This window comes from Natrarchaeobius versutus (assembly GCF_041205745.1).
Classification (GTDB): domain Archaea; phylum Halobacteriota; class Halobacteria; order Halobacteriales; family Natrialbaceae; genus Natrarchaeobius; species Natrarchaeobius versutus.
This window is the reverse complement of sequence record NZ_JBGFCC010000011.1, coordinates 1-24854: the sequence shown is the minus strand read 5'-3', so window position 1 is coordinate 24854 and position 24854 is coordinate 1. Positions and strand designations below refer to the sequence as shown.

Here is a 24854-nt window from a genome sequence, read left to right as displayed (position 1 = left end):
TGACTCGTGTCGCTTTCCCATACCGTGGCTCGGGCCACGAGGCGTCGGTCTACTCGATACGTGACTCGGCCACGTCGTGTCCGTTCGGCGTCGGCCTCCTCGATACCGCGAAGCGGCGACGCCGGGACTGATTCGACGCGACTACTCCTCGCCCTCGAGCCAGGGGTAGCGGTCGGTGTCGGCACCGGCGTAGTCGGGATCGAGGTAGATGAACAGCCGGTGGATCTTCCCGTCGCGGATCTCGAAGACGTCACACCACCGTCCGCCACCCGGGGTGCCGTCCGGGCGCCACTCGGTGCCGTCGGCGGCTTCGCCGGTGCTCGTCCCCTCGACGACGACGGTCTCGTCGTCGACGACGTAGTTGAACGTCGCGTAGTCGTGGCTCATCGCGTTGGCCGTCTCGGCGACGTCGGCGAACATTTCCTCGATCTCCTCGATGCCGGTCGCGACCCCCCACTTCGGGAAGTACACCTGTGCGTCCTCCGCGAACAGGTCGAAAAACGCCTCCCCGGCGTCTAACTTCTTGAAGTACTCGAGTGCGAGTCCTCGCCGTTGTTCGTCCGTCATGGTGTGTGTCTCTCCCATGCACACGTCCATTTTCTGTCAGTCACGATAATAGTTTCCCCGCGATACCCGCGCCCGGCGACGACTACGCTTATGTGAACACGATTCGTAGCCCGACACGGTCGAGATGAACGGTAATTCGTTTACGTTTGAGTATCAGCCGGGCGCGATCCACCACGGGCCCGGCGTCGTCGCGGACGTACAGGCAACACTCGAGGCGCGCGGGCTTTCGCGCGCGCTCGTCGTCACGGACGAGACCTTAGCGGAGGTGCCGGTCGTCATCGATCCGGTCCGCGAGGGGATCGGCGATGCGCTCGTCGACGTCTTCGACGGCGTCACCCCGGAGAAGTACCTTCGGGACGCCTACGAGGGCGCCAAGCTGGTCCGTGAGGAGGACGTCGACGCGCTCGTCGCCCTCGGCGGCGGAAGCAGTCTCGACATCTCGAAGCAGATCAGCGTGCTCGCGGGCCACGATCGTCCACTCGAGGAGGTGACCGAGGAGATCCTCGATCGCGAGGAGATGATCCTCCCGGACGAGGAGGCGTCGCTGACCGACATCTTCGCGATTCCGACGACGCTTCCGGGGGCGGATCTCTCCCAGGTCGCCGGCGTCAAGCTCAGCCTCGAGCCCGGGGACGCCTCCAAAGCGGAGATTCCGAGCGCGGGCGTCTCGGATCGCCGGCTGATGCCGACGGCGGTCTTCCACGACCTCGAGTTGTTTTCGACGACGCCGGATCACATCCTCGCGACGTCGGCGATGAACGGCTTCGACAAGGGAATCGAGATGCTCTACAGCCGCCATCACACGCCGGTGACCGACGCCACGGCGACGCGGGGCGTCCGGCTATTGCAGTCGTCACTGCCGTCGATCACCGACGACGAGACGAGCGAGGACGATCTCTCGACGGTCCTTCAGGGGATCGCCCTCGCCCAGTACGGCCTCTCGACGCCCAACGAGTACCACGCTTCGGTCATCCACTCGTTCGGCCACGCGCTCTCGCGGAGCTACCAGATCCAACAGGGGGCCTCCCACGCCATCGCGGCGCCATACGCCCTGGCTTACCTCTTCGACAACGTCGACGGCCGACGCGACCTCCTCGCGGAGGCACTCGGCGTCGACGACGAGGGCGCAAGCGACGAGGAGACGGCCGACGCGATCGTTTCCGCCGTGGAGTCGACCCGAGATGCCCTCGAGTTACCATCGTCGCTTCGCACGGTCGACGGCGCCGAACGCGATCACTTCTCGGACCTCGCGCAGGCGGTCGTCGACGATCCGTTCATGGACGCCGCTCCGCGCGATCTAGAACCCGACGCCGAGGAGATCGAGGACGTCTTCGATCGGATGTGGTAGTCGACGAACGGGATCGAACCGACTGCGGCTGGTTGCTGACGCTGAACCTGGCGAATCCGTAGATTGGGGGTTCGCCGACACCGACCTTTCGCAGAACGCAGGGGGAACCGACGTATCGCAGAACGTCGGAGAAGGATTCCGGTATCGCCGTTTTGGTCCCTCTCACGGTCGACGACACCCGATCGATGCTCTGTCTCACCAAGACACAGTGTTCCGAAAATCGATGCTGTGCCCCTACGTAGATCGACAGCGTACTGCCTCCGGCGACCGACAGCGTACCGAATTATATAACACGAACGAACGCGATCGTTCGAGGTATACGCCCATGACAGAGCCAGACCCAGCGAACGGAACGCGTCTCGTCGTCTCGCCCGGTAAGATCGTCCTCGGGAAGGGGGCCGTCGACAGCGTCGGCGAGTATGCGGACCTCTACGGGAGTACGGCACTCGTGATCGCGACGCCCGAAATCTTCGACATCCACGGCGATCGCCTGCTCGAGACGCTCGAGGGCGCGGGCGTCGAACCGGTGACGTACACGGACGTTGATCCGGATCCGACGGTCGCGAACATCGAGGACGGGTACGACCTCTGGGAGTCGGAGGATTGTGACGTCATCGTCACCCTCGGCGGTGGCTCCTCGATCGACGCGGGCAAGGGCGTCGGAGTTCTCGCGACCAACGACGGCGAGATCCGCGAGTTCGGCGTCGACGAGGCCGGCTACGAGGGCGTCCCGAACCCGACGCCGCCGCTGATCGCGGTGAACACGACGACGGGAACGGGAAGCGAGGCGACCCGCACCATCGTCGTCACCGACCAGGAGACGACGACGAAGTTCATCGTCGTCTCACAGAACGTCGTCCCCGACGTCGCGATCGAGGATCCCGAACTCGTCCGGACGCTCCCGCCGAGTCACACCGCGTTTACGGGGATCGACGCGCTCACGCACGCCGTCGAGGCGTTCGTCTCGGTCAAATCCTACAGCGTCCCCGACGACTTCGCGCGAAACGCGATTCGTCGGATCGCCGACTCGTTCGTCGCCTCCTGGGAGGACGGTGACGACCTCGAGGCGCGAACGGAGATGCTGATCGCCCAGCTTCAGGCCGGCCAGGCCTTTACGAACTCGTCGGTCGCGCTCGTCCACGGGATGGCTCGCCCGCTCGGGGCGCAACTGCACCTCCCTCACGGGCTCGCGAACGCGATCCTCTTGCCGTACGTAATGGAGTTCTCTGCCGACGCCGCGCCCGAAAAGTACGCCGAGGTCGCCCGGCTGTTCGGGGTCGCCGACGAGGAGACGCCCGACTCGGTCGCGGCCGACCGAGCCAGCGACGCCGTCCTCGAACTCTGTGAGGAGGTTTCTCTCACCTCCTATCTCGAGCAGTTCGGCGACATTCCCTCCCGGGAGGAGTATCTCGAGGTCGTCCCGAAGATGGCCCGAGACGCGATCGACTCGGGGTCGCCGGCCAACAACCCGCGAGAGCCGTCTCCCGAAGAACTCGAGGAACTGTTCGTGACGGTCTACGACGACGCACTGGCGCCGGATAGCCCGCGTCGGTCCTGACAGCGCCGCCACGTTTCTCTGCCTCGCCCCGGCGTCGGGGATTCGTCGGTTTTTCCACGTCGTCTCGAGGTTCATTCTGACTGTCCGAGTTCGGCGATTCAGATTCGTCGAGCCGGGCGCTCGAGGGCTACTGCAACTGGGTATCGAAATCGACGATTACGAGAACTTGGTCCGCTCGTTCGAGACGCGGAACGTCAGATCCGATCGTTCGGAACGTTTCGATACAGGCGGTTCGTTGTACCGATGGACTGGCCCAACCGCGACCTGAAACGGCGGTTGCGCCGAAAATGATTACCGGAGACCGCTTCAGACGCTCAGGTAACCTTCCTTGACGGCCTCGCTCTCGAGAAGCTCGTCGCCGGTTCCCTCCGCCTCGACGCGGCCGTTCTCGAGGAGGTATCCTCGATCGGCCAGCGCGAGCGATTTGTCGACGTGTTGCTCGACGAGTAAGACGGTGATGTCGTCGCTGATCTCCTCGACCTTTTCGAACACGCGATCCGCGAGCTGGGGTGCGAGTGCACCGGAGGGTTCGTCGAGGGCGAGCAGTTTCGGTTTGGTCATCAGGCTTCGACCGATGGCGACCATCTGTTGTTGTCCGCCGCTCAACGTGCCGGCCTTCTGATCGCGGCGTTCTTCGAGGATGGGGAACATCTCGTAGACCTCCTGGACCGTCTCGTCGAAGCTCCCGCGCTCGGTGTACGCCCCCATCTTGAGGTTGTCGTAGACCGACATGTCGTCGAACAGGTTCCGTGCTTCGGGGACCTGTACGAACCCGTTTCTGACGATTTCACTCGGCGTGAGCTCCGTGGTGTCGGTGCCGAAGATTTCGATCGTTCCCGACGACGCGGGATGGACGCCCGAAATCGCCTTGAGCAGGGTCGACTTCCCGGCGCCGTTCGGTCCGATGAGTGCGACGACGTCGTCGTCGTCTCGAATCTCGAGGGAGACGTCCCAGAGCACCTGCAAGTCGCCGTAGTGGACGTTCACGTCGTCGACCAGGAGGTCGTTCATGCTTCCACCTCGCCGAGGTACGCCTCGACGACTTCCGAGTTCTGCTGGACCTCCGTCGGCGTTCCGTCGGCGATCTTCTTGCCCTGGTTCAGGACGATGATTCGATCCGTCGTTCCCATGATCGCGTCGACGACGTGTTCGATCCAGAGGACGGAGATTCCGAGTTCGTCTCGCACGCGGATCAGCGTCTCCGAGATCATGTTCACCTCCGCAGGGGTGAGCCCGCTGCCGATCTCGTCGACCAGGATGAGGTTGGGGTCTGCACCCAGTCCTTTCGCCAACTCGAGGAACTTTCGCTCGGCGAGCGTGAGGCTCCCCGCGAGTTCGTCCTCTTTGTCCTCGAGGTCGACGAACTCGAGGAACGTCCGGGCGCGTTCCTCGGCTTCCTCTCGTGGGAGGGAATCGGTTCGACCGAACATCGGCCCGACGGTCGCGTTCTCGAGGACGGTGAGTTCGTTGAAGGTTCGTGCCGTCTGGAACGTCCGTGAGATTCCCTGTCTGGCAACCTCGTGTGGTTTCTTGCCGACGAGCTCTTCTCCGTCGAACGTGATCGATCCCTCGCTCGGCGGGTGGACGCCCGTAATGGCGTTGAAAAGCGTCGTCTTTCCGGCCCCGTTTGGCCCGATGAGACCGACGATCTCGCCCTCGCCGACGGTGAAGTCGACGTCGTCAACCGCGGTGAGGCCTCCAAACCGTTTGGTAACCCCGGTAGCTGTTAACATGATAGCTGATTATCCCTGGGCACCATATAAATCATTGGGTATGGGATCGCCAGACCGTCGATCCGGAAGCGGCGTTTCCGTTCGTCACGCCGTCAGGTTCGGCGAGTACACGTTGTTCTCGTCGAGTGGGTCTTGCGTAATAAATAGATATATAATGAATGCGGGATAGTGTCATACTGATGCGTGCATCAGAACCACATCCCGAAGTTCAGGCAGTGCTCGAACAGATGGCCGACGCACCCGCGTTCAGGAACATCTCGGTAGAGGAGGCGAGAGCGGCAGTCGCCGAGAGTTTCGGAGGTGGAGGGCCTGAGGCGGCCGAGACGGTCACCGATCGAACGGTTTCCGGTCCAGCTGGCGAGATTCCGATTCGAATCTACGAACCCGAGGGAGAGGGACCATTCCCCGTCGTGACGTTCTTCCACGGCGGCGGATTCGTCGTCGGCGGCCTCGACGGCCACGACGTGCTCTGTAGCGAACTGGCCGACGGGGCCAACGTCGTGGTCGTCTCGGTCGACTACCGACTGGCCCCCGAACACGAGTTCCCGGCGGCCGTCGAAGACGCCTACGCGGCGACCGAGTGGGTCGCCGAGAACGCCGCGGAGTTCGGCGGCGATCCCGACCGCCACGCGGTCGCCGGTGACTCGGCCGGTGGCAACCTCGCGGCTGTCGTCTCTCTCATGGCCAGAGAGCAAGACGGCCCCGACATCGCCCACCAACTGCTTTTGTACCCCACGGTCTCCTACGTCGACCAGTTCGACTCCCACGAGGAGTTCGCGGAGGGGTACTTCCTCGAGACCGAAGACGGCGCGTACTTTGCGGAGCTCTATCTCGGCAACGAACTTCACGGCTACAACCCGTACGCTTCGCCCCTGCGTGCGGCCTCACACGAGGATCTTCCCCCGGCAACGATTCTTACGGGCGGATTCGATCCGGTCCGAGACGAGGGTATCGCCTACGCGGAAACACTCGAGGAGGCCGGCGTCGACGTCACTCACCTCCACTACGACGACGTGATTCACATCTTCCTCCAAATGGCCGACGAACCGTTCGAGCTGACTCGAGCGCAGGAGGCCATAGACGACGTCACCGACGAACTCGCGGACGCGCTGTAACGCCGTCGGACCGCCGCCGCAAGCGATCCAACGCGGATATCCTATCCGATCATTGTTTTACGCCGACTCGTGGGCGGAATGCAGTCGGTCGGACACCGATTCGTCTGCTATCCTCACAGCTGAAACGATTTACACACTGATCGCATAGCTCACGGGTCACTGCGTTCCCCGTTCGCCGTTGCGCGGTTCTCGTTCATGGTTCGAAAATCGAAGATTTTCGTCATCACGAACGACCAGCGGTCGTTCGAACGACTCCGTTCGCTCACGGGTCACGTTCGTTCCCCGTTCGCTTTCCCGCGGTTCTCGCTCACTCTGTTCGCTCACGGGTCGTTCCTCCCCGTTCGCATTCTCGCGGTTCTCGCTCACTCCGTTCGCTCTGAACCGCGCACGCTCCGAACCGCGCACGCTCCGAACCGCGCTCGTCTGGCGATCAGGTGTGCAAGACCTGCAGTGGCTACAATAGTCGCAGTCGCAGTCGCACGTCCGGTTTGCCAGGGTTCGAAACGAGTTGGTCCAGGGCGAGACTCGATGCCGACCCGATGAGTTCAGGGCCGAACGAGGATCTTGACGTGTTCGTTGTCGTCGGCGAGAAGCTGTTCGAAGCCGTCGTCGACCAGATTCTCGAGGTCGATTCGCGAGGTGACGAGGAGTTCGGGGTCGAGGTCACCGGTGGCGATATTTCGGATCGTCGTCTCGAACTCGCGACCGGAGAGTGGCCCTCCTTCGAACGCCGCCGTTCCGACGAGCGTCCGTTCTTTCATCACGAGATCGTTGGGGTGAATCGCGACCGTCTCTTCGAAGAGGCTGACGATGACGGTGGTTCCACCGGGTTTCGTCGCACGGATCGCCTGGTTGACGGTCGCCTCGATCCCCGCGACCTCGAAGGCGACGTCGGCGTGACGCCCGATCTCGTCGACGATCTGTGCTTCGGGATCGTCTTCGATCGGATCGATCAACACGTCCGCACCGCACTCCGCCGCGAGTTCGCGCCGAGCGTCGTTGGGTTCGGAGACGAAGATCGGCCCGGCCCCGGCCGCCCGGGCCGCCTGAACGACCGTGAGGCCGATCGGGCCGCTTCCGAAGACGGCGACGGCGTCGCCGGCCTCGAGACCCGACTGGTGGATCGCGTGGAGGCCGACGGTGAAGGGTTCGACGAGCGCGGCCAGTTCGGGCGGGACGCCGTCGGGGACGGGGACGACCCGTTCGGCGTCGACGACGATTTCCTCGGCGAAACCGCCTCCGGCTCCGGAGAGGCCGACGAACCCGTTCGAATCACAGAGGTGGTAGTCTCCCTGGTCGCAGTACCGACACTCCCCACAGTAGATAATCGGATTGATCGCGACAGTCGTTCCCTCCGCCAGGTCGACGTCTTCGCCGACTTCGGCGACGGTCCCACCGATCTCGTGACCGAGTCGGAGCGGGAGCGATTCGCCGGTCACCGGGTGGGGCTCTTCGGGAACCGTGATCGGTCCCGCGGCGTACTCGTGGAGGTCAGATCCACAGATTCCACACGCCGCGACGTCGACTCGGAGTTCGTTCGACTCGAGGGGCCGCGATTCGATCTCTTCGATACGGACGTCTTCTGGGCCGTGATACCGTGCGGCTCTCATTACGGGCGGCTATTCACACTCCATGGTAATAACACGCATTGATTGCGCCCGCCATCCTCCAGCGGGTCTCGAGAGTGGCAGATACTCGTCCAGCGGGTCTCGAGGCTGTCGGGTGATCAGGAAATCGCAAAACCGCAAAAGTGGGAGCGCTCGATTCGTCTGTCGGTGGGGCGACTAGTTCGTCTGGAGGTTGGGGAGCATCCGCTCGATCTCCTCGAGGTCGATGTCGAGCCAGTCGGGCTTGCGCATCTCCTCGCCCAGTTCGTCGAGATCCTCGTCGGCCGTGAAGCCGGGGCCGTCGGTCGCGTACTCGAAGACGGCTCCGCCGGGTTCGGTGATGTACCGCGAGCGGAAGTAGTCGCGGTCTTTCGGCGACGTGGTGATGTAGCCGTTCTCGCGCAGGTTGTCGCTCACCTGGTCCTGTTCCCAGTTGTTCTGACAGCGGAACGCGATGTGGAGCCAGGTGCCGATGCCGAGGACGCCCTGGGGCGCGTTCGGTCGCACGAGGACGTCGACGACGTCGCCGTGGCCTTCGGACTCGGGGGCTTCGTACCGGATGCGGTCGGCCGCCTGGAAGTGCTCGTCCCAGCCGACGCGTTCCCAGCCCATCGTCTCGAGGACGTCACAGGTCCCCTGCGGGTCGTTCGAGTGGACCGAGGCGCCGTGCATGCCGCGGATGCCGTACTCGTCCGGAACGTCGCTGTCACTGACCGGATCGATGTCGGATTCGCCGGTGACGAGTTCGTACGGCGTGCCGTCGGGATCCGTAAACGCGATGGCCGTCTCGTCGAAGCGCTCGGAGGTCTCGTACTCGACGTCGTGCTCGTCGAAGCGATCCTGCCAGTAGTCGACGGAGCCTTCGGGGATGGTGAGGCCGACGGCGGTCGTCTGGCCTTTGCCTGGGAGTCCGTCCTCCATCGGCATGTTGGTCATCGGGAAGTAGGTGATGACCGTGCCGGGCGTCCCGTCGTAGTCGGAGTAGTACAGGTGGTAGATTTTTTCTGGAACGTCGAAGCGAACGGTTCGCTTGACGAATCGGAGGCCCAAGACGTCGGTAAAGAAGTCGTAGTTCTCCTGCGGTTCGTCACAGAACGCTGTCACGTGGTGTAATCCGTTAATTGTCGCCATGTTATGCCACAGCAGAGGTGAGAGCGTGGAACTACATAATATTTTTGTTTATACCGTCGCGGAAGCCGGTTTTCGTCCGGTCTGACGGTGAATCGAACGGACCGAACACGTGCGGGTCCGTCCACTCGATTCACCGATTCCGTCCGGTGGATTTCCCTCGAAACTCACAAATTATTTATGGTATGAACGAACCACCCTCTGTATGGAAACCTTCGTGTTCCATCTCATGCCGTATAAAGCGGCAACTGACGATGCGTGGCCGTTCCCGAACGATACCTACGACGCCGAGCTCGGGGCCGAGTACTACAACGAGTATCTCGACGTTCTCGAGCAAGCGGAGGAACTCGGCTACGACGGAATCGGATTCAACGAACACCACTTCTCCGCGTACGGCCTTCAGCCGTCGCCGGTCGTCACCGCCGCGAACATGGCGGCTCGAACCGACGACATCAAACTCGCGTTCTTCGGCAACGTCATCCCGGTTCGTGAGAACCCCGTTCGACTCGCCGAGGAGATCGCGATGCTCGACAACATCAGCGAGGGACGAATCATCAGCGGCTTCCCGCGTGGTATCCCGACCGAGTACGCGGCCTACGGGATCGACATCGAGGACTCGCGGAGTCGCTTCGAGGAAGCCTGGGACCTGATCGTCCGAACGTGGACGGAAGACGAGCCCTTCGACCACGATGGCGAGCACTTCCAGTACGAGAACGTCTACGCCTGGCCGCGACCGTACCAGGACCCCCACCCGCCACTGTGGATGCCCGCCGAGAGCGACGAGTCGCTTCGCTTCGCCGCGAAGAACCAAATTCCGATCGGCTCCGTCTTCAACCCGCCGGAGAAGATGCGCGAGTTCTTCGACACCTACCGCGAATTCGCCGAGGAGGACTACGACTGGACGCCGGGTGACGACAAGTTCACCATCAGTCGGATGGTGTACGTCGCCGAGACGATGGAACAGGCAAAAGAGGAAGCCGAAGAACACCTCGAGTTCCTCTACGAGAAGCTCACCGCTGGCGTCCATCTCGGTGCGACCGCGCACATGATGGGCGAATCGTACGATCCGGACGACCACGAGAAGTACGTCGAGAATCTCCACCCGCACGGCGAACTCGCGTACAACTTCGACTTCGAGGAGTTCCACGACTTCGGCGAGGTCATCGTCGGCGACCCGGAGTACGTGGTCTCAGAGATCGAACGCCAGTACGAGATCGTCGGCGGATTCGGCCGCCTCGCGGGCCAGTTCCAGTACGGCAACATGCCAAAAGACCGTGCCGAGAAGAGCCTCGAGCTGTTTGCCGACGAGGTCATGCCGGAGATCGAGAAGCTGTAAGGTCGTGATCGAACGCGCCACGAGTGGATAGCGAGTTCACACCGACGAAAACCACTGCGTACCCTGCTCGCCGCCGGACCCTGGCATTTGCGAGCACGGTCTTCCTTCTCTTTGCTGACACGAATTACTGTACCGATGTTCCGGCACAACCGCGACCCGGACGGTGGTTGCGCCGGAACTGACTGACAGTAAACCGTCTGAGACGCCCTCGCCCAGACGCGGACTCACTCGGCTACCTGACCCCTGCCATGGTGGGACTGATCGACTACAGGTTGCCTCGAGACGGCACAACGGATCGACTGCTGGTCGATTCCTGAAAATCGGCCCAAACGGACTCGCTCGTGAGCGCACCCGCCGAAAATGTGCTCGTTTCGTCGTCGACGCCGCTTACGGACCGCCGACGCGAACCCATCCGCCGTCGACGAACAACGTTTCCGCGGTGACGTACTCCGACAGTTCGCTCGCGAAGAAGACCGCCGCGTTGCCCGGATCCTTCGGCGTTCCCAGCCGGTCGAGCGACGTCTCTTTTGCCCGTTCGCGTTCGACTTCCTCGTCGTGGTTGTCGACGGCGAGTCCCGTCTCGGTCGTAAACCCGGGCTGGATCGCGTTGACTCGAACGTCCGGCCCCAGAATTTCGGCCAGGGAGAACGTCAGCGACCGAACGCCGCCTTTCGTCGCACTGTAGAGGTCCGCACCCGGATCCGCGAATCCCTTCTCGGTCGCCGTACTCGCGATGTTGATGATCGAGCCGCCGCCGTTGTCGACCATTCGCTGTGCTGCTACCTGACAGCCGAAGTACGTCCCCTTGAGATTGACGTCGATCACCGACTCGAAGTCCTCCTCGGTCGCCTCGAGGAACTCGACGCCTCGAACGATACCCGCGTTGTTGACCATGATGTCGATTCCGCCGAACTCCTCGGCCCGGTCGACGGCCGCCTCCAGATCCTCGCGGTTCGAGACGTCGCACTCGACGAACGCCGCGCGCGAGTTGGTCTCGTCTTCGACCGCCTCGAGGACGGGTGCCGCGTCGGGGACGCGGTTCGTCTTCTCGAGGTCGGCGACGACGACGTCCGCGCCGTGTTCTGCGAGTGCGAGGACGATTCCGCGGCCGATGCCACTTGCTCCACCGGTAACGACTGCTGTCTTGTCGGCTAACAACTCGGACATATTTCACGGATTCCCCGGTGACAGAATAAACGTTGTGCATTGTACGCACACGTCATCGGTTGATCTTACCTGAATCGACGTGGACGGTCGAATCGATCGACGATCGGTTCTGGCATCGAGTCTGGTCTTCGAGTCAATCCCCTTGTGAGTGTGACCCACTCACGAGGCAATAGTTGCCGCATAGCGTATGTACATACTACCCTTACTGAGTTATTAAAGAGAGCGGAGAATGCCAACCGATACAATCACAAGTGTACTAGAGTTAACCGTAGACGGGATCAGTCGTGGTCTCGTGTTCGCGTTGTTGGGGCTTGGAATTACTCTCGTGTTCGGGATGGGTGGTGTGTTGAACCTCGCGATCGGCGTCTTTTCGATTATCGCCATCCTCGTGGTTCTCGGACTCCTCGGATTCATCCCGAACCTCGCAGTCGCGATCGTTCTCGCGGTCGTTCTCGTCGGCGTCTTCGGACTGATCGTCGACCGATCGCTGTTGCCGTTTATCTACAGTTCGGAGGGGGAAGAACGGGTGATGCTCGGCATCTTCACCACGCTCGGGTTCGGTATCCTCCTCGAGGGACTACTCGTCCTTCAGTATCCGAATCACTACACGCTCTCGGCGGGCATTCCGTCGATGGAGATCGCGGGCCTCTACATCAGGGGATCGTCGATCGGCGTGATCGCCGTTGGACTCCTGACGTTCGTCGCGCTGTACTTGCTTTTCAGCCGAACGTACGCAGGCAAGGCGATGCGAACGGTGATGCAAGACGAGGTGGGGGCGATCCTCTGTGGGATCGACGTCCGCAAGACGCGAACGGTCGTGTTCATCCTGAGCACCGTTATCGCGGCGATCGCCGGCATCCTCTATAGTTTCTCTTACGAGGTGAACATCGCCTCGGCATTTCAGCTGACGATTTACGCCGTCATGGTCTCGATCGTCGGCGGCGTGACGAGTATTACGGGTACCGTCATCGCGGGCATCGGCCTCGGTCTCGTCGTCACGTTCGCGAGCGCTTACGCTGGCGCGTACGTCTCGCAGATCGCACTGTTCGCAGTCGCCATCGTCGTTCTCCTCGCAAAACCGGAGCAGATAGCATGAATCTCCAACGCGCATACCTTCCGCTGGTCGTCGGGGCACTGGCTCTCGTCCCTCCGCTATTCTTCCGCGAAGGGGCGACGTACATCTCTCGAATGTTTATGCTGGTGTTGATATTCGCGACGCTTGCGATCGCACTCAACATCGTGTTCGGCCACACCGATCAGTTGCTCCTGTTTACCGGTGCGTTGACGGGGATCGGTGCCTACTCGACCGCGTTACTCGCCGACTCGCTCGGGATCTCTCCCTGGGCGACGGTCATCCCTGGTGCGTTGCTCGCCGGCATCGTCGGCGGAATGGTCTGTTACGTCGCCGCCCGGCGGAGTCTGACGGTGATCGTTATCTCGATTCTCACACTCGCACTCCAGTTCGCGATAATCGAGGTGTTTACCGGTGCACGCGGACTCACCGGCGGTGACACTGGATTCCGGTTCTCCGGTCTCGGCCTCGAGACCGTCCAGGAGTCACTCGGCGTCCACGAACACGTCGTCCTCTACTACATCTTCCTCGGCATTCTCGTGGGTGCGCTCCTCGTCTACCAGCGGCTGATCGGCTCCCAGTACGGGCTCGCGTTCGAGACGATCCGCCAGGACGAAGTCGCCGCCGAAGCGGCGGGGATCGACGTCGTCCGGTACAAGACGCTCGCCGGCTTCATCGCGACTTTCGTGATCGGGTTCATCGGCCCGTTCTACGTCCAGCTTCAGGGGTTCGTCCTCCCCGGCATGTTCGCGTTCAACGAGATCGACGTTCTCGTCTTGATCATCCTCATCGTCGGCGGTATCCGGACGATGTACGGCCCGATCCTCGGGGCGGCACTCGTCGTCTACATCGACTTCCAGTTACAGGGATCGGCCGCACAGTACCGGACGGCCATCTTCGGACTCCTGTTGTTGTTCCTGTTCCTGGCGTTCAGGCAGGGGCTCGTCTACTACATCAATCAGGCGACCCGGTACGTCGACGACCAGTTCGAACTCTCGAGTAAAATACCGAATCGCTGAATCGGTTTCGACCGCGACTACACCTTTTCTCGTGGGCGACTCCTGTTGTGTCGTCCGTCAACTACAGTAGCCACTGCACGTCTGTGGATATCTGATCGTAGCGTCGAGTGCGGTTCTCGTCACTTCGTTCGCTCCCGGCTCACGCTGGTCGCCGTTCGCATGACGCGGTTCTCGCTCGCTCCGAGCCGCGTCGTGGGAACGAGGAGGCGATCCGCGAGTCCCACCGTAGGCGAGAATCGGGGGCTACGACCTGTGTGCGCCGTTGCAACTGGTACGAACGTTCGAAGAGGGGGAATTCGTCCGAGGAAAGCGCCAACTCTATTCGAAATCGTCGACGGTACAGACGAGCACCGATCGGTCGCCCTCGAGAATGACGCTCTGGGTAACGCTTCCGAAGACCGCTTTTCCTGCGGGCGAGCGCTCTCTCGCGCCGACGGCGACTAGGTCCGCATCGTGGTCGGCCGCGGCCTCGAGAAGGGTCGTCGCGGGATCGCCGCTTTGCTCGTCGAGTCGGACGTCGATCCCGTCCGACTCGAGGCGCTCTTTCACTCGTCGAACGGCTCCGATCTGGTCGATCGACGCGCCTTCGGGGTTATCGGTGAACGAGTGGACGAGTACGACGCTCGTCTCGTCGCTTCCAGGGAGCGATTCGATCGCGTCTGCGATCGCCGTAGCGCGGTTCTCGTTTTCGTCGATTCCTGCGACAACTGTGAACATACAGTTGATCCGATTCGGCGGTGGGAAATAATAGTATCGACCGTTCTCCCGCCGGTCACCGGGTTTCGACCGGCCCAGCCACCAGGAGTCCGTTTCCTGGTAGCTCTCGACCCAAGGGGGCGATTCGATCACGAACGAACCGGAACCGGTGGCCAACGATCCCCACGAGTTATGTGCGTTCGATCGAGCGATTGTTGTTCGATCTTGGCCAACCGGGTTCGGCTCCTACAGCGGTGACGAGATTTCGATCGTGTACTCGTCGGGGTCCGCGAGAAGCATCATTCGTCGACCCCAGCTGACGTCTTTCGGCTCCATCCGGACGGTTACACCCTCGTCCTCAGCGCGTTGGTGAATCTCGTCGACGTCGTCAGCGTCGTCGACTTCGATCGCGACGATTACGCCCTCCCCTCGAACGTCCCCGGGTTCCGAGAGGCCGAACGCCTCGAGGACGTCCTCGTCGAAGTCCTCCTCGAGGACCAGCGTACACTGTCCCGTCTCGAACTCGACGTTGGTCTCTTTTTCCTGCGTCGTCTCGAGGCCGATGACGTCTTCGTAGAACGCGACCGACGTTTCGAGGTCCGATACCGTGAGTAACGACTGATGAAGCGACGGTGCCATACTGGACGGTTGGACTCGTCGCGTATAACTGTATGTGTCTCGGCTATCCGTCGATATGTTTCGGCTATCCGCCGGTCTCGAGCGTCGAACGGAACCGACCGTCGAACGATCACAGGAGACGATCGAAGCCGGCCGTGGGGGCCCACTCACGACGGACGACCGCTAGACGGGGCGGCCGACGAACCGGCACAGAAAGCTATTTAGTACGGGCGTGTGACCGAACTAGCACAATGATATCTGGTGACGATTTACGGATGGTTCTCGGTAACTTTGCCACCGGCGTAACTGTCGTGACGTTTACGCTCGACGGCGAAGACCACGCGCTGACGGTCAACTCCTTTACGTCGCTGTCGTTGGACCCGCCGCTGGTGCTGTGGAACTGTGACGTCGGCGCAAGCTCTCACGACCTGCTCGAGGAGGCGGACAACTACGCGATCAACATCCTCACTGCGGATCAAGAGGAGCTTTCGAACCGCTTTGCGGGCCAGCACCACGAGATGGACGACCCGTTCGAGGGTATCGACCTCTTCCGATCCGAGACCGGCGCGCCCATCTTCGAGGATACGCTCGCGTATCTCGATTGCAGTATCGAGGCCGAACACGAAGGTGGCGACCACACGATCTTCGTCGGCCGCGTCGAGGACGCCGCCGTACAGAACTCCGACGATCAGCCGCTGATCTTCTACCAGGGAAGCTACGAGGAACTCGCCGAGTAGCTCTCGAGGGCGGCCGGACCGTCTCCGGTCCGTTCGTTCCGACGGTTTCACCCCATTCTTCGACGATAGTTACAAGGCGTCTCCGGGACGACGAGGGCGTATGATCGAAGAGGCTTGGACCTCCACGGAATCGACGGCGCGGTCGGTCGCACTCGCGTGTCTCGACCGCGGTATCGAGGCGGCACACCCGTCTACGGTAACCGACAGTTCGCTCAGCGTCGACGACGGCCGGTTCGTCGTCTCGGCCGAATCCCACTCGGAGGATCTCGTCTACGATCTCGAGGCGTACGACCGGGTGCTCGTCCTCGGCGGCGGAAACGCCTCCGGCCAGTTCGCTCGCGAACTCGAGGAACTGTTCGGCGACCATCTCTCCGGTGGCGCCGTCGTCACCGACGACGTCGAACCGACGGACGTCGTCGAGGTGGTCGAGGGGGATCACCCCGTTCCGACCGACCGCTGTGTCGAGGGTGCCCGCCGTGTGCTGTCGGTCGCCGAGTCGGCGACGGCGAACGATCTCGTCGTCGGTTGTATCACCGGCGGCGGCAGTGCCTTGCTCGCGGCGCCGGCGGCCGACCTCGCGCTGTCGGATCTCCAATCGACGACCGAGGCGTTGCTCTCGAGCGGTGCCTCGATCGACGAGATCAACGCGGTCAGAAAACACCTCTCGGCGATCAAAGGTGGTCGTCTCGCGCAGGCGGTCGCACCGGCGACGGTCGTCGGTTTGACGCTCAGCGACGTCGTGGGCGACGACCTCTCGGTCATTGCAAGCGGTCCGCTCGTACCCGACCCGACGACGTACGCCGATGCGCTCGCCGTCCTCGACCGGTACGGGATCGATCCGCCGGCGGCCGTCGCCGATCATCTCGAGGCCGGCGCCGCCGGCACACATTCCGAGACGCCGACGGCGGACGATTCGGTGTTCGACGACGTGACGACGAGCATCCTCGCCAACGGCTGGACCGCAATCGATGCTGCACGGGAAGCCGCGACCGAGCAAGGGTACGACACCGTCGTCCTCTCCTCGAGCGTCGAGGGCGAGGCTAGCGAGGCCGGCAAGACCCACGCGGCTATCGCCCGGGAGTGCGCCGAGACGGGGAACCCGGCGTCCCCGCCGGTCGTCCTCCTCTCGGGCGGGGAGACGACGGTTACGCTCGCGGATGATCCGGGCCAGGGCGGGCCGAACCAGGAGTTCGTCGTGAGCGCTGCGGCCGAACTCGCGGACGAACCGATCGTCGTCGCCGGTGTCGACACGGACGGAATCGACGGGGCGTCGGACGCCGCCGGTGCGGTCGTCTTGGCAACCGAAATCGACTCCGCCGACGCCAGGGAGGCGCTGGCCCGAAACGACGCCGGAACGCTCCTCGATGACGTCGATGCGCTCCTCCGGACCGGCCCGAGCGGAACGAACGTCAACGATCTGCGGCTCTTCGTCGTCGGCGAGTAGTCACGTCGCCTATTCGGAAGCCGCGTTTCTTCCGGTAACACTCACGTTATCTGGTAACTCTTGCATCCGGGAACGTATATACGCGGCCGATTCGAACGGAGCGATTGCATTATGATACCTGCATCCGGACTCGAACTCGTACCGCTCCAGACCGACGCGTTCGCCGGCCCACTCGCGGCCGAACTGTTCCTCGTCGGCCGATTGCTCTTCGGCGCGATCCTCGCGTTCAACGGCATCAATCACTTCCTGGATACGGAGGCGATGGCGGGCTACGCCGGCGCCAAGGGGCTTCCTGCGCCGAAACTGGCCGTCCTCTTTAGCGGCGGAATGCTCTTATTCGGCGGCGTGGGGATCGCGTTCGGAATCGTTCCGACGCTCGCAGCCGGTGCGATGGCTCTGTTCCTCCTCGTCGCGACGCCGCTCTTTCACGATTTCTGGGCCGTCCCCGAAGACCAGAAGCAATCCGAAATGATCAACTTCCTGAAAAATGTCGGGCTTCTCGGCGGCGCGCTCGTCTTTCTCGCGCTGAGCGGCGTCACGTGGCCGTACTCGGCCGGTATCGCCGTCCTCTGACCAGGGCTATCGAACCCATCTTACGGCTGGTGGACGCCTGTCACTCGAGTAACGACTGCGGGTTCTCGTAGACGACCGTCCGAATCGTCTCGACGTCGATCCCCATCCGGTAGAGGTCGAAGATCGTTCGTTTGAACGCGAAGGCGTCCCCGCGGAGTACGTTCGCGGCGTCGGTCTCGACGAGGACGCGTTCCGGTCCGTACTCGTCGATGACGGCCGCGACGTCCCGGGCTCCGACGCCGAGTAGCCACGGGTAACTCACGGTAAAGCTCAGGTAACAGTCGGTGTTCTCGAGGACGAACGGAGCGACCTCGGTCGTCCCGTGTGAGAGGACCAGCCGATCGTCCGCCAGTCCGGCCTCGTCTTTGAGTTCCAGGCAGTGTTCGATGGCATCGCGCTTGACGTTCTCGGACCCGAAGACGGGCTCGCGCTGGAGCGACGATTCTTTCTCGTAGCCGGGCATTCGTCTCCGTTCGCGAAACGGCACGTCGACGTCGTCGGGGTCGGAGGGCGTGTGCGTAATCGCCGGTAGGTCGTACTCCCGGGCCAGCTGGAACTGCGCTCTCGTCACTGCTTTTTGTTCCTCGAGTGGCCACCGGGAGCCGTGTTGGGAGGGGGTGAGCCCGACCTCGCCGACCGCGTCGACCTCCTCGAGTTCGAGGTACGACGGCATTACCGAAAGCAGTTCGTCGACGCGATCGACTCGAGCGCCCGTGTGGATCCCGATTCCGAGGGAGGCATCGAACGGGTGTGCGTCGTTGATCCCACCGAGGCGGGCGAGTGCGTCGTCCCAGAGATACCTGACGTCCGCCGGCTCGACCGGTCGGTACGGTGTCCAGTGGTAGCCCGCCGCCATCGTGACCATCGACTCGCAGCCGCTCAGCGCGTACTTCTCCCGATCACCCCACGAGAGCGTGTGTGCGTGGTTGTGAACGTCGACCCAGGGTACGTTCGGTAGCTCCGTCTCGTCGTCGTTTCCGGCGTCTTCGCGGGCCACTCGAGCGATCGGTCGGGCCGTCGGATACTCGTCGTTCATCCCTCGTCAATACGCCCATCGATCGCATTATTCTGCCGGAGACGGGTTCGGCTGGTGAACATACCGAACTACCAATAATACGAGGGTATACGAATATACCTTTCATATATTGCCAGAAAGATAGGTCAACACCTCCTCTGTCAGGGACGACGACATCGAGCTTGTTCGGGCGGAGTATCTGAAGTACGGACCGCCTGGGAAACAGAACTGTCGTCGGACGTGTTTTCGCAAAGGACCTGGCTCAGACGCTTTCGATAATTCGTTTGTAACCGCTGAACCCCACTAAATAGTTCGAAACGCTCGAATTCGATCGAAGGACCTGTCCAAACACGACCACTACTATTGGTGTAAAAACATATTTCGAGTAGCAGTATAGAAGTCTGGTACGACGTTCGAGCCCGGTTGTGAGGATATCCAGTCGGTAGACCATCGTCGACTCCCCGTACAACTGGCGAGCGATATCACTCCAACTGGAACGATTGACGCATGGACCACACCATTTTCACATCTATATTTGTTGAAATTTTTCATTCGGACACTTTCTTTTCTGAAACAGCTGCTCGCTGAAGACTGTATCTACACTATTTACTTCGATACACTCGTAGCTATCTCTATGAGTTTCGTAGATCTCAGCCATTCCTTCGAAGATGGGATGCCGGGCTTCCGTATGGAAGACGAAGACGGGACAGTTACCGAGTATACGGCGGAGATACAGCCGTTTTTCACTCACGAAGAGTCCGAATCCTTCTACGATGGAGAGTCCGCGTTCGAGGTCACGGAGGTCACGTTTCAAACGTCGGTCGGCACGTACCTCGACTCTCCGTATCATCGCTACCCAGATGGTCGTGACATTGGCGATCTCGATATCGACGAACTCGTGTTACCGGGTGTTGTCGTTGATGCCCGAGGACTGAAGCCGTACGATGAACTCGGTGTCAATGCGTTGCCTACCGACCGTAATCTCGAAAATCGGGCTGTCCTATTCAACTTCGGGTGGGACGATCACTGGGGGACAGAAACGTATCGATCGTATCCGTATATTTCAGACGCGCTGATCGACAGACTAATCGATGAAAACGTGGGTCTGGTCGGTGTCGATACGATCAATATCGATGACCACCGCAATCCGTCACGACCTGCCCATACGCGCTTTCTCGACGAGGAAATTTACATCGTCGAGAACATGACTGGATTGGACGCTCTTTTCGAGGACTCCTTCCGGTTGTTTGCGGTCCCAATTAAAGCGACCCAGACGGCTGCAATGCCGATCCGAGCGTTTGCAGAACTACCCTGAACTGCTCTGGTGACTACATCCTCTGTATTGACCGCTCAGAGTGATCGGGTTACGTTATGAATTAGCAGGCAATGGTGAGTCACGGAACTGCTTCCACCAGCGTCGTGAGCGGATGAACGCACCGTATTTCGATTGAGTGTCGAGTTAACTCTATAGTGACAACTGAAACTGTTTGCACACTGATCGCATAGCTCACGTGTCACTGTGTTCCCCGCTCGCATCTTCGCGGTTCTCACTCGTGTCCACTCGTTCCGAACCGCGCCCCCCTCGTGCGATCGGGTGCGCACTGACTTTCAGTGGCTACTATATTAGATGTCCTTCCGAGTGAACCAGAGCTGAGCCACACCAACGAGGACGACCGTCATCGCGATCAGAACCGCCGCGCCAGCGAGATCGTACGTTCCCTCGAGCAGGATCTCGTTCGGGTCGAAGTACCGCATCGGAGCGATCGCACCGACTGCCTCGTAGTCGGTCTCCTGGAGCAACGACTCGAGGAGGAAGAGCCCGAACGTGACGCCGAGGGCGGCCCGCTGGGCGATTCCCGCCCGGTCGAAGGCGACAGAACAGACGATGCCGATGGCTCCGCAGGCGAACAGGTACGGAATCGAGAGCGCGTGGACGGCGATCACGTCGACGACGGCGATGCGCTCGTCGATGAGCCACGCCCCCACGAGGACGACCGGCGGCACGAGAACGTTTATCGTGAGAATCGGGACCGAGAGTGCGCCAAAGCGCTCGGCGAGCAAGCGAGCGCGGGAGATCGGCATCGCCAGCAGAGTGTCCATGCGGCCGCGATCGACGTCGGCGGCGATCACCTCTGCGGCGCTGTAGGCGACGTAGAGTCCGAACAGGATCGTCCAGCCGAAGACGTAGAGTTCGAACGCGAGGAATCCCTCGAGCGACGCCATCGTCTGGATGTCAAACAGCTGTAACACCCCTTCCGGATACGCCTCGAGCAACTCGTCACCCTCGAACGACTCCTGAAAGGAGGGAAAGACCCAGATGACGACCGCGGCCAAAAGCGCCAGCCCGATCGAGACGTACAGGCTCCCCCTGATCCGTTTGCGCCCGTCGTATCGCAGGAACTCAAGCATCCTCGTCGTCACCACCATAAAACCGGAGAAACACGTCCTCGAGGGGCGCTTCCTCGACCGAGAGATCCGTCAGTTCGTACTCGGTGAGCCGGCCGAGTAACGCGTTCACGTCGCCCGTAAAGGTGAACGTACACTCGGTGAACGTCTCCGTCGCGTCGGAGTTCGCCGCCCGGTTCGTCGACCCTCGAACGTGCGGCTGAGCCGGCGGTTCCGCTTCGCGTGCTCGGTCGTTCCCGTCTCCGTCTCCGCCCGTAACCGTTTCCGATCTACCCTCGTCACCATCAGTACTCGATACCGTCTCCAGATCGTGGACTCCCTCGATCTCGAGCGTCGCGGTCGGGATCGGCGTCGCGCTCGCGATTCGAACGGCCTTTCCACTTCGGGTCAACAGGGTGTCGATCGGTTCGATCGTGACCAATCGCCCGTCGCGAATAATCCCAACGCGGTCACAGAGTCGTCGTACTTCGCTCAGCACGTGCGAGGAGAAAAACACCGTCACGCCCTGTCGACGTTCGGACCGCAGGAAGTCGTCGAACCGCTGTTTCATCAGTGGATCGAGTCCGCTCGTCGGTTCGTCGAGAATCACCAGATCAGGATCGTGCATGAACGTCGTGACGATGCCGAGTTTCTGGACGTTGCCCCGGGAGTAGTCCCGGACCTGCCGCTCGAGGGGCGGTTCGAACGCCTCGAGGAGTTCGTCTCGCCGGTCGTCGCCTTTGATCGACGCGTGAAGGTCGAGGATCTCCGTACCAGTCGCCTGCTCGTCGAAGGCGGGATCGTCCGAGAGGTAGCCGATCCGACGCTTGGCGTCGATGAGCGCTCGTTCGTCCGTGACGTCCCGGTCGAGCACCGTCGCCGACCCTGCAGTCGGTGAGATGAACCCGAGCAACAACCGTATCGTCGTCGTCTTGCCGGCGCCGTTGGGCCCGAGGAACCCGAATATCTCTCCCGTTTCGACGCTGAACGTCAGGTCGTCAGCGGCGAGGACGTCCCCGTAGTCCTTCGTGAGCCCCTCGAGTTCGATCGCCGTCATGGCCGCGGTTACACCGTTTGGGTACATTAGTCTGGGCAGGCTACAGTTCAAAAGTTCGGCGCGAGCGTTGTCTCCTCCCATCCGTGAACTTCTCTTTCCAGTCCACGAACTGTCGGAACGGACCACTCACCTCAGTGGGACAACTCTGCGTTGGTGCCGACCTGCCGTTTGCTACGAGCGGGCTGGCTCGAGGTCTTCGAGATAACGCTCCGGAACGTAGGGAGTCACGCTCGCCGGTAGTACCCGGACGACGACGACAGCCAAATCGGCGAGAACACGTCTGAGCGCGGTGTAGGCGACTGCGACGATGACAGCACCGATTACAATCCACCGAAATACCCCCTCGAGTGCATACAGCAGCGGAACCGCAAGTAGCCCCGACAGAAACAGGTCTGCTGGCGAGCCGTCGTACTGGATCAGCTGACGGGGTGGGATCCACGTGCCGCGATAATGGTCGTAGACTGCTCGCTCGGAGGTGCCTTCCCACGGACGCAACTCGAGCCCGCTTCCGAGGATGTCAGTCACGCAATGGACGGCGCCACTGAGCAAGAATACGGCGACACCGACGGTTGCGACTGTCGGCGTGAGGAGCGCGCCGGCCGTTGCAACGGCGGCGAACACGCTGTAGTAGATCGGGAAGTGGAGGGTCTTCCGATGACCGAAATACAGATCGAGATCGGGGAAGATGCCGCCGACCAACCCCGCCACGAGGCCGATGGATGCATACTCCGGAGCCACGACGAGTAGCGGCAATGCGAGTACCATCCCGCTGAGCGCGTGGGTTGGAAGCATCATCGTGTCCTTCCAAAAGGGACATAACACCTTCAACGTATCTGATTCTCGGTAGCACTCCACAACACGGTGTGAGTATCGTCGTAGCCTCGCTCAGGATCGTCGCCGACACCGGACGTACTGGCCGAGAAATACGAGTGCAAGTAACGCGCTCACGACCTCGAGGGGCCGTTCGTGAAACGTGAGTACGGCAGCCGCGACGACGAATGAGCCGGAGAGTACGGCGTAGCCGACCGCCGTGTCTCCGTTCGCCGTCGACTCGACCGGCGCAGTTCTGACGACGAGGTCGCCCCGTTCGAGCTGTCCGAAGACGGTGTCGAATCGGGCGGGGGCCCGTGCGAGGACGGGCACCGACTTCCGGAGGTCGTCGCGTACCTCGTCGATCAGCGCTTCGAGTTCGTTCTCGATGAATCCGTGATCGACGAGAAACGATCGTGTGACGGAGATAAAATCGAATTCCGGGTCGAGGCTCCGACAGACTCCTTCGCCGATCGTTCCGACCCGAACCAGTAACATCACGTTCGGCGGAATTCGAAACGGGAAATCGTGGAGCATCGTTAGTAACTCGGTGATAATCGACCGCCACGTGATCTCGGATCGCCCCTCGAGGTTCTGGATAACGAGCTCGAGGACCTGTCGAACCGCGGTTCGGTCGACCGTTGGCTCGAGAACGCCGAGGGCGATGAGCGTGTTCAACAGGTCGTCGACGTCGCGTCGGACCAGCGACCGATAGAGTTTCGCGATGTCTTCTTGCTCCTGTGCCGTCAGCCGCTGGCTCATCCCGTAGTCGTAGATCACCAGTTGGCCGTCGTCGGTTACCGCGAGATTCCCGGGGTGTGGATCGGCGTGGAATGTGCCGTCGACGAGACCCATTTTCAGATACGTCTGGAACACCAGCGTCGCCATCTCGGACGGTTCGATCCCGGCATCCGCAAGCGCACGGTCGTTCGTGATCTTCTCACCGTCGACGTACTCCATCGCGACGACACGATCCGAACAGAACTCGGGATACGTGGCGGGGATCCGAACCCGATCGTCGTCCGCGACGTTCGATCGAATCTCGGCCATGATCGACGCTTCACGCTCGAAGTCCAGTTCGTCGAGGATGATCGCCTCGAAATCGTCGGTGACGTTTTCGAGCGAGTAACGCTGGCGTTCGTCGGCGAACATCGCGATCACGGGGACGAATCCCCTGATGACGCGTAAGTCGCGTTCGATAACCGAGGCGAGGTCGGGTCGCCTGACCTTCAGCGCGATTCGCTCACCGTCGTATTCGACGGTGTAGACGAACGCGAGCGATCCACCGGCGACTGGCTCGAGCGTCTCGAGGTCGAGTTCGTCGCCGAGTTCGGATTCGACGACGTTCAACGGCTCTCCGCCCGTCGATTCGGGGACTTCGTCCTGGAGCGTTGCCAAGACATCGACATACGTCGGCGGGACGATATCCGGCCGCGTCGACAGTACCTGTCCCACCTTGATGAACGCCGGGCCGAGATCGAGCATCGTCTCGGTGAGCCGTTCTGCGCGGTCGCGGTGGGCCGCCGTCGAAATCTGCCGTGGCGGGCCGAACAGGAGAAACCGCCGGCGGTCTCGGAGGAATGCGATCGCGATCGGGAGAAATCGAACGAGCACCTGCAGGTATCGGAAGTAATAGCCCCTCATTGCTCGGCTCGACCGTGATCGCTACCTGGTCTCCCGTCCATAGGTCGCGTTCGAACGCCGGGCACAAATACGTCAATGGTTTTGAAGACGAGTTTCACGAGAGCGACCCGGTAGCGAAGCCCAACGGGACACCACGTGTGGACAAAGTCGGCTGCGTTGAATCACTAGACGGCGTCGGGAAAGGTCAGTAAATCAAAGGAGTTGAAGCGGGGAGACTTCGGTGTC

Annotated in this window: 23 protein-coding genes and 1 pseudogene; 10 read left to right on the top strand and 14 right to left on the bottom strand. The window is 61.6% G+C overall.

What is annotated here, in order from left to right; genetic code table 11:
* Window positions 1–141 precede the first annotated feature (141 nt).
* Entirely contained in the window at window positions 142–585 is a 444-nt protein-coding gene (locus AB7C87_RS20925) for a nuclear transport factor 2 family protein (protein WP_369731460.1), read from the bottom strand.
* Between the two features lie 106 nt (window positions 586–691).
* Between AB7C87_RS20925 and AB7C87_RS20920 the strand changes: the two genes are divergently transcribed.
* Window positions 692–1915 carry an iron-containing alcohol dehydrogenase family protein gene (locus AB7C87_RS20920; RefSeq protein WP_369731459.1) on the top strand — a complete coding sequence of 408 codons (1224 nt, stop codon included), beginning with the start codon at window positions 692–694 and terminating at the stop codon, window positions 1913–1915.
* Between the two features lie 325 nt (window positions 1916–2240).
* Window positions 2241–3473 (top strand): iron-containing alcohol dehydrogenase, encoded by a 1233-nt coding sequence (locus tag AB7C87_RS20915; protein ID WP_369731458.1) that lies wholly within the window; start codon window positions 2241–2243, stop codon window positions 3471–3473.
* Between the two features lie 306 nt (window positions 3474–3779).
* On the opposite strand, the gene AB7C87_RS20910 is transcribed toward AB7C87_RS20915, so the two are convergent.
* Window positions 3780–4484: an ABC transporter ATP-binding protein gene (locus AB7C87_RS20910; protein WP_369731457.1), complete on the bottom strand. Its 705-nt coding sequence runs from the start codon at window positions 4482–4484 to the stop codon at window positions 3780–3782.
* The gene (locus AB7C87_RS20905; protein WP_369731456.1) at window positions 4481–5206 is read right to left on the bottom strand and encodes an ABC transporter ATP-binding protein; all 726 of its coding nucleotides are present in this window, start codon (window positions 5204–5206) and stop codon (window positions 4481–4483) included. The genes AB7C87_RS20910 and AB7C87_RS20905 overlap by 4 nt, the downstream gene beginning before the upstream one ends.
* 179 nt (window positions 5207–5385) lie before the next feature.
* Between AB7C87_RS20905 and lipP1 the strand changes: the two genes are divergently transcribed.
* Complete coding sequence (gene lipP1, locus AB7C87_RS20900) at window positions 5386–6321, top strand: LipP1 family hormone-sensitive lipase (RefSeq protein ID WP_369731455.1); 936 nt, start codon at window positions 5386–5388, stop codon at window positions 6319–6321.
* Between the two features lie 545 nt (window positions 6322–6866).
* Here the strand turns inward: lipP1 and AB7C87_RS20895 are convergent.
* The gene (locus AB7C87_RS20895; protein WP_369731454.1) at window positions 6867–7931 is read right to left on the bottom strand and encodes a 2,3-butanediol dehydrogenase; all 1065 of its coding nucleotides are present in this window, start codon (window positions 7929–7931) and stop codon (window positions 6867–6869) included.
* Between the two features lie 174 nt (window positions 7932–8105).
* Complete coding sequence (locus AB7C87_RS20890; RefSeq protein ID WP_369731453.1) at window positions 8106–9059, bottom strand: VOC family protein; 954 nt, start codon at window positions 9057–9059, stop codon at window positions 8106–8108.
* A gap of 202 nt (window positions 9060–9261) precedes the next feature.
* On the opposite strand from AB7C87_RS20890, the gene AB7C87_RS20885 reads away from it, so the two are divergent.
* Window positions 9262–10392 (top strand): LLM class flavin-dependent oxidoreductase, encoded by a 1131-nt coding sequence (locus AB7C87_RS20885; RefSeq protein ID WP_369731452.1) that lies wholly within the window; start codon window positions 9262–9264, stop codon window positions 10390–10392.
* Window positions 10393–10779: 387 nt separating this feature from the next.
* Here AB7C87_RS20885 and AB7C87_RS20880 read toward each other — a convergent pair whose 3' ends face one another.
* On the bottom strand, window positions 10780–11559 hold the full coding sequence (locus AB7C87_RS20880; RefSeq protein ID WP_369731451.1) for an SDR family NAD(P)-dependent oxidoreductase: 780 nt from the start codon (window positions 11557–11559) through the stop codon (window positions 10780–10782).
* Window positions 11560–11788: 229 nt separating this feature from the next.
* On the opposite strand from AB7C87_RS20880, the gene AB7C87_RS20875 reads away from it, so the two are divergent.
* Together AB7C87_RS20875 and AB7C87_RS20870 are read left to right on the top strand one after the other, a co-directional pair.
* Complete coding sequence (locus tag AB7C87_RS20875; protein WP_369731450.1) at window positions 11789–12655, top strand: branched-chain amino acid ABC transporter permease; 867 nt, start codon at window positions 11789–11791, stop codon at window positions 12653–12655.
* Entirely contained in the window at window positions 12652–13650 is a 999-nt protein-coding gene (locus tag AB7C87_RS20870; protein ID WP_369731449.1) for a branched-chain amino acid ABC transporter permease, read from the top strand. Before AB7C87_RS20875 ends, AB7C87_RS20870 begins: the two co-directional genes overlap by 4 nt.
* A gap of 318 nt (window positions 13651–13968) precedes the next feature.
* Here the strand turns inward: AB7C87_RS20870 and AB7C87_RS20865 are convergent, their stop codons facing one another.
* Both AB7C87_RS20865 and AB7C87_RS20860 read right to left on the bottom strand, forming a co-directional pair.
* On the bottom strand, window positions 13969–14367 hold the full coding sequence (locus AB7C87_RS20865; protein ID WP_369731448.1) for a universal stress protein: 399 nt from the start codon (window positions 14365–14367) through the stop codon (window positions 13969–13971).
* 225 nt (window positions 14368–14592) lie between these two features.
* Window positions 14593–14985, bottom strand: a complete 393-nt coding sequence (locus AB7C87_RS20860) for a VOC family protein (RefSeq protein ID WP_369731447.1) — start codon at window positions 14983–14985, stop codon at window positions 14593–14595.
* Between the two features lie 254 nt (window positions 14986–15239).
* Here AB7C87_RS20860 and AB7C87_RS20855 point away from each other — a divergent pair, with 254 nt between their 5' ends.
* The 3 genes from AB7C87_RS20855 to AB7C87_RS20845 all read left to right on the top strand — a co-directional run bounded on the left by AB7C87_RS20855 (window position 15240) and on the right by AB7C87_RS20845 (window position 17718).
* The gene (locus tag AB7C87_RS20855) at window positions 15240–15701 is read left to right on the top strand and encodes a flavin reductase family protein (protein ID WP_369731446.1); all 462 of its coding nucleotides are present in this window, start codon (window positions 15240–15242) and stop codon (window positions 15699–15701) included.
* A gap of 100 nt (window positions 15702–15801) precedes the next feature.
* Window positions 15802–17145 carry a glycerate kinase type-2 family protein gene (locus tag AB7C87_RS20850; protein ID WP_369731445.1) on the top strand — a complete coding sequence of 448 codons (1344 nt, stop codon included), beginning with the start codon at window positions 15802–15804 and terminating at the stop codon, window positions 17143–17145.
* Window positions 17146–17256: 111 nt separating this feature from the next.
* Entirely contained in the window at window positions 17257–17718 is a 462-nt protein-coding gene (locus AB7C87_RS20845; protein ID WP_369731444.1) for a DoxX family protein, read from the top strand.
* Window positions 17719–17758: 40 nt separating this feature from the next.
* On the opposite strand, the gene AB7C87_RS20840 is transcribed toward AB7C87_RS20845, so the two are convergent.
* On the bottom strand, window positions 17759–18754 hold the full coding sequence (locus tag AB7C87_RS20840; RefSeq protein WP_369731443.1) for a TatD family hydrolase: 996 nt from the start codon (window positions 18752–18754) through the stop codon (window positions 17759–17761).
* A gap of 613 nt (window positions 18755–19367) precedes the next feature.
* Here AB7C87_RS20840 and AB7C87_RS20835 point away from each other — a divergent pair.
* Window positions 19368–20048, top strand: coding sequence for a cyclase family protein (locus AB7C87_RS20835; protein WP_369731442.1), 681 nt, complete (start codon window positions 19368–19370; stop codon window positions 20046–20048).
* Between the two features lie 35 nt (window positions 20049–20083).
* On the opposite strand, the pseudogene AB7C87_RS20830 reads toward AB7C87_RS20835, so the two are convergent.
* The 5 genes and pseudogenes from AB7C87_RS20830 to AB7C87_RS20810 form a co-directional block, all read right to left on the bottom strand.
* Window positions 20084–20177 (bottom strand): annotated as a pseudogene (locus AB7C87_RS20830) (IS5/IS1182 family transposase); the annotation flags it as partial.
* Window positions 20178–20356: 179 nt separating this feature from the next.
* Window positions 20357–21142, bottom strand: a complete 786-nt coding sequence (locus tag AB7C87_RS20825; protein WP_369731441.1) for an ABC transporter permease subunit — start codon at window positions 21140–21142, stop codon at window positions 20357–20359.
* Complete coding sequence (locus tag AB7C87_RS20820; protein ID WP_369731440.1) at window positions 21135–22175, bottom strand: ABC transporter ATP-binding protein; 1041 nt, start codon at window positions 22173–22175, stop codon at window positions 21135–21137. The genes AB7C87_RS20825 and AB7C87_RS20820 overlap by 8 nt, the downstream gene beginning before the upstream one ends.
* Window positions 22176–22346: 171 nt before the next feature.
* A complete protein-coding gene (locus AB7C87_RS20815; protein ID WP_369731439.1) occupies window positions 22347–22970 on the bottom strand; it encodes a metal-dependent hydrolase in 624 nt (207 codons plus the stop codon).
* Between the two features lie 90 nt (window positions 22971–23060).
* Window positions 23061–24629, bottom strand: coding sequence for an ABC1 kinase family protein (locus AB7C87_RS20810; protein WP_369731438.1), 1569 nt, complete (start codon window positions 24627–24629; stop codon window positions 23061–23063).
* Window positions 24630–24854 lie beyond the last annotated feature (225 nt).

What these genes read in the sequence shown, in the direction of transcription:
- AB7C87_RS20810 (WP_369731438.1), bottom strand. Translation starts at nt 24,629, where the DNA reads ATGAGGGGCTATTACTTCCGATACCTGCAGGTGCTCGTTCGATTTCTC.
- AB7C87_RS20915 (WP_369731458.1), top strand. Translation starts at nt 2,241, where the DNA reads ATGACAGAGCCAGACCCAGCGAACGGAACGCGTCTCGTCGTCTCGCCC.
- AB7C87_RS20895 (WP_369731454.1), bottom strand. Translation starts at nt 7,931, where the DNA reads ATGAGAGCCGCACGGTATCACGGCCCAGAAGACGTCCGTATCGAAGAG.
- AB7C87_RS20875 (WP_369731450.1), top strand. Translation starts at nt 11,789, where the DNA reads ATGCCAACCGATACAATCACAAGTGTACTAGAGTTAACCGTAGACGGG.
- AB7C87_RS20850 (WP_369731445.1), top strand. Translation starts at nt 15,802, where the DNA reads ATGATCGAAGAGGCTTGGACCTCCACGGAATCGACGGCGCGGTCGGTC.
- AB7C87_RS20820 (WP_369731440.1), bottom strand. Translation starts at nt 22,175, where the DNA reads ATGACGGCGATCGAACTCGAGGGGCTCACGAAGGACTACGGGGACGTC.
- AB7C87_RS20885 (WP_369731452.1), top strand. Translation starts at nt 9,262, where the DNA reads ATGGAAACCTTCGTGTTCCATCTCATGCCGTATAAAGCGGCAACTGAC.
- AB7C87_RS20855 (WP_369731446.1), top strand. Translation starts at nt 15,240, where the DNA reads ATGGTTCTCGGTAACTTTGCCACCGGCGTAACTGTCGTGACGTTTACG.
- AB7C87_RS20845 (WP_369731444.1), top strand. Translation starts at nt 17,257, where the DNA reads ATGATACCTGCATCCGGACTCGAACTCGTACCGCTCCAGACCGACGCG.
- AB7C87_RS20880 (WP_369731451.1), bottom strand. Translation starts at nt 11,559, where the DNA reads ATGTCCGAGTTGTTAGCCGACAAGACAGCAGTCGTTACCGGTGGAGCA.
- AB7C87_RS20905 (WP_369731456.1), bottom strand. Translation starts at nt 5,206, where the DNA reads ATGTTAACAGCTACCGGGGTTACCAAACGGTTTGGAGGCCTCACCGCG.
- AB7C87_RS20840 (WP_369731443.1), bottom strand. Translation starts at nt 18,754, where the DNA reads ATGAACGACGAGTATCCGACGGCCCGACCGATCGCTCGAGTGGCCCGC.
- AB7C87_RS20920 (WP_369731459.1), top strand. Translation starts at nt 692, where the DNA reads ATGAACGGTAATTCGTTTACGTTTGAGTATCAGCCGGGCGCGATCCAC.
- AB7C87_RS20910 (WP_369731457.1), bottom strand. Translation starts at nt 4,484, where the DNA reads ATGAACGACCTCCTGGTCGACGACGTGAACGTCCACTACGGCGACTTG.
- AB7C87_RS20835 (WP_369731442.1), top strand. Translation starts at nt 19,368, where the DNA reads ATGAGTTTCGTAGATCTCAGCCATTCCTTCGAAGATGGGATGCCGGGC.
- AB7C87_RS20890 (WP_369731453.1), bottom strand. Translation starts at nt 9,059, where the DNA reads ATGGCGACAATTAACGGATTACACCACGTGACAGCGTTCTGTGACGAA.
- AB7C87_RS20870 (WP_369731449.1), top strand. Translation starts at nt 12,652, where the DNA reads ATGAATCTCCAACGCGCATACCTTCCGCTGGTCGTCGGGGCACTGGCT.
- AB7C87_RS20865 (WP_369731448.1), bottom strand. Translation starts at nt 14,367, where the DNA reads ATGTTCACAGTTGTCGCAGGAATCGACGAAAACGAGAACCGCGCTACG.
- AB7C87_RS20925 (WP_369731460.1), bottom strand. Translation starts at nt 585, where the DNA reads ATGGGAGAGACACACACCATGACGGACGAACAACGGCGAGGACTCGCA.
- lipP1 (WP_369731455.1), top strand. Translation starts at nt 5,386, where the DNA reads ATGCGTGCATCAGAACCACATCCCGAAGTTCAGGCAGTGCTCGAACAG.
- AB7C87_RS20815 (WP_369731439.1), bottom strand. Translation starts at nt 22,970, where the DNA reads ATGATGCTTCCAACCCACGCGCTCAGCGGGATGGTACTCGCATTGCCG.
- AB7C87_RS20825 (WP_369731441.1), bottom strand. Translation starts at nt 21,142, where the DNA reads ATGCTTGAGTTCCTGCGATACGACGGGCGCAAACGGATCAGGGGGAGC.
- AB7C87_RS20860 (WP_369731447.1), bottom strand. Translation starts at nt 14,985, where the DNA reads ATGGCACCGTCGCTTCATCAGTCGTTACTCACGGTATCGGACCTCGAA.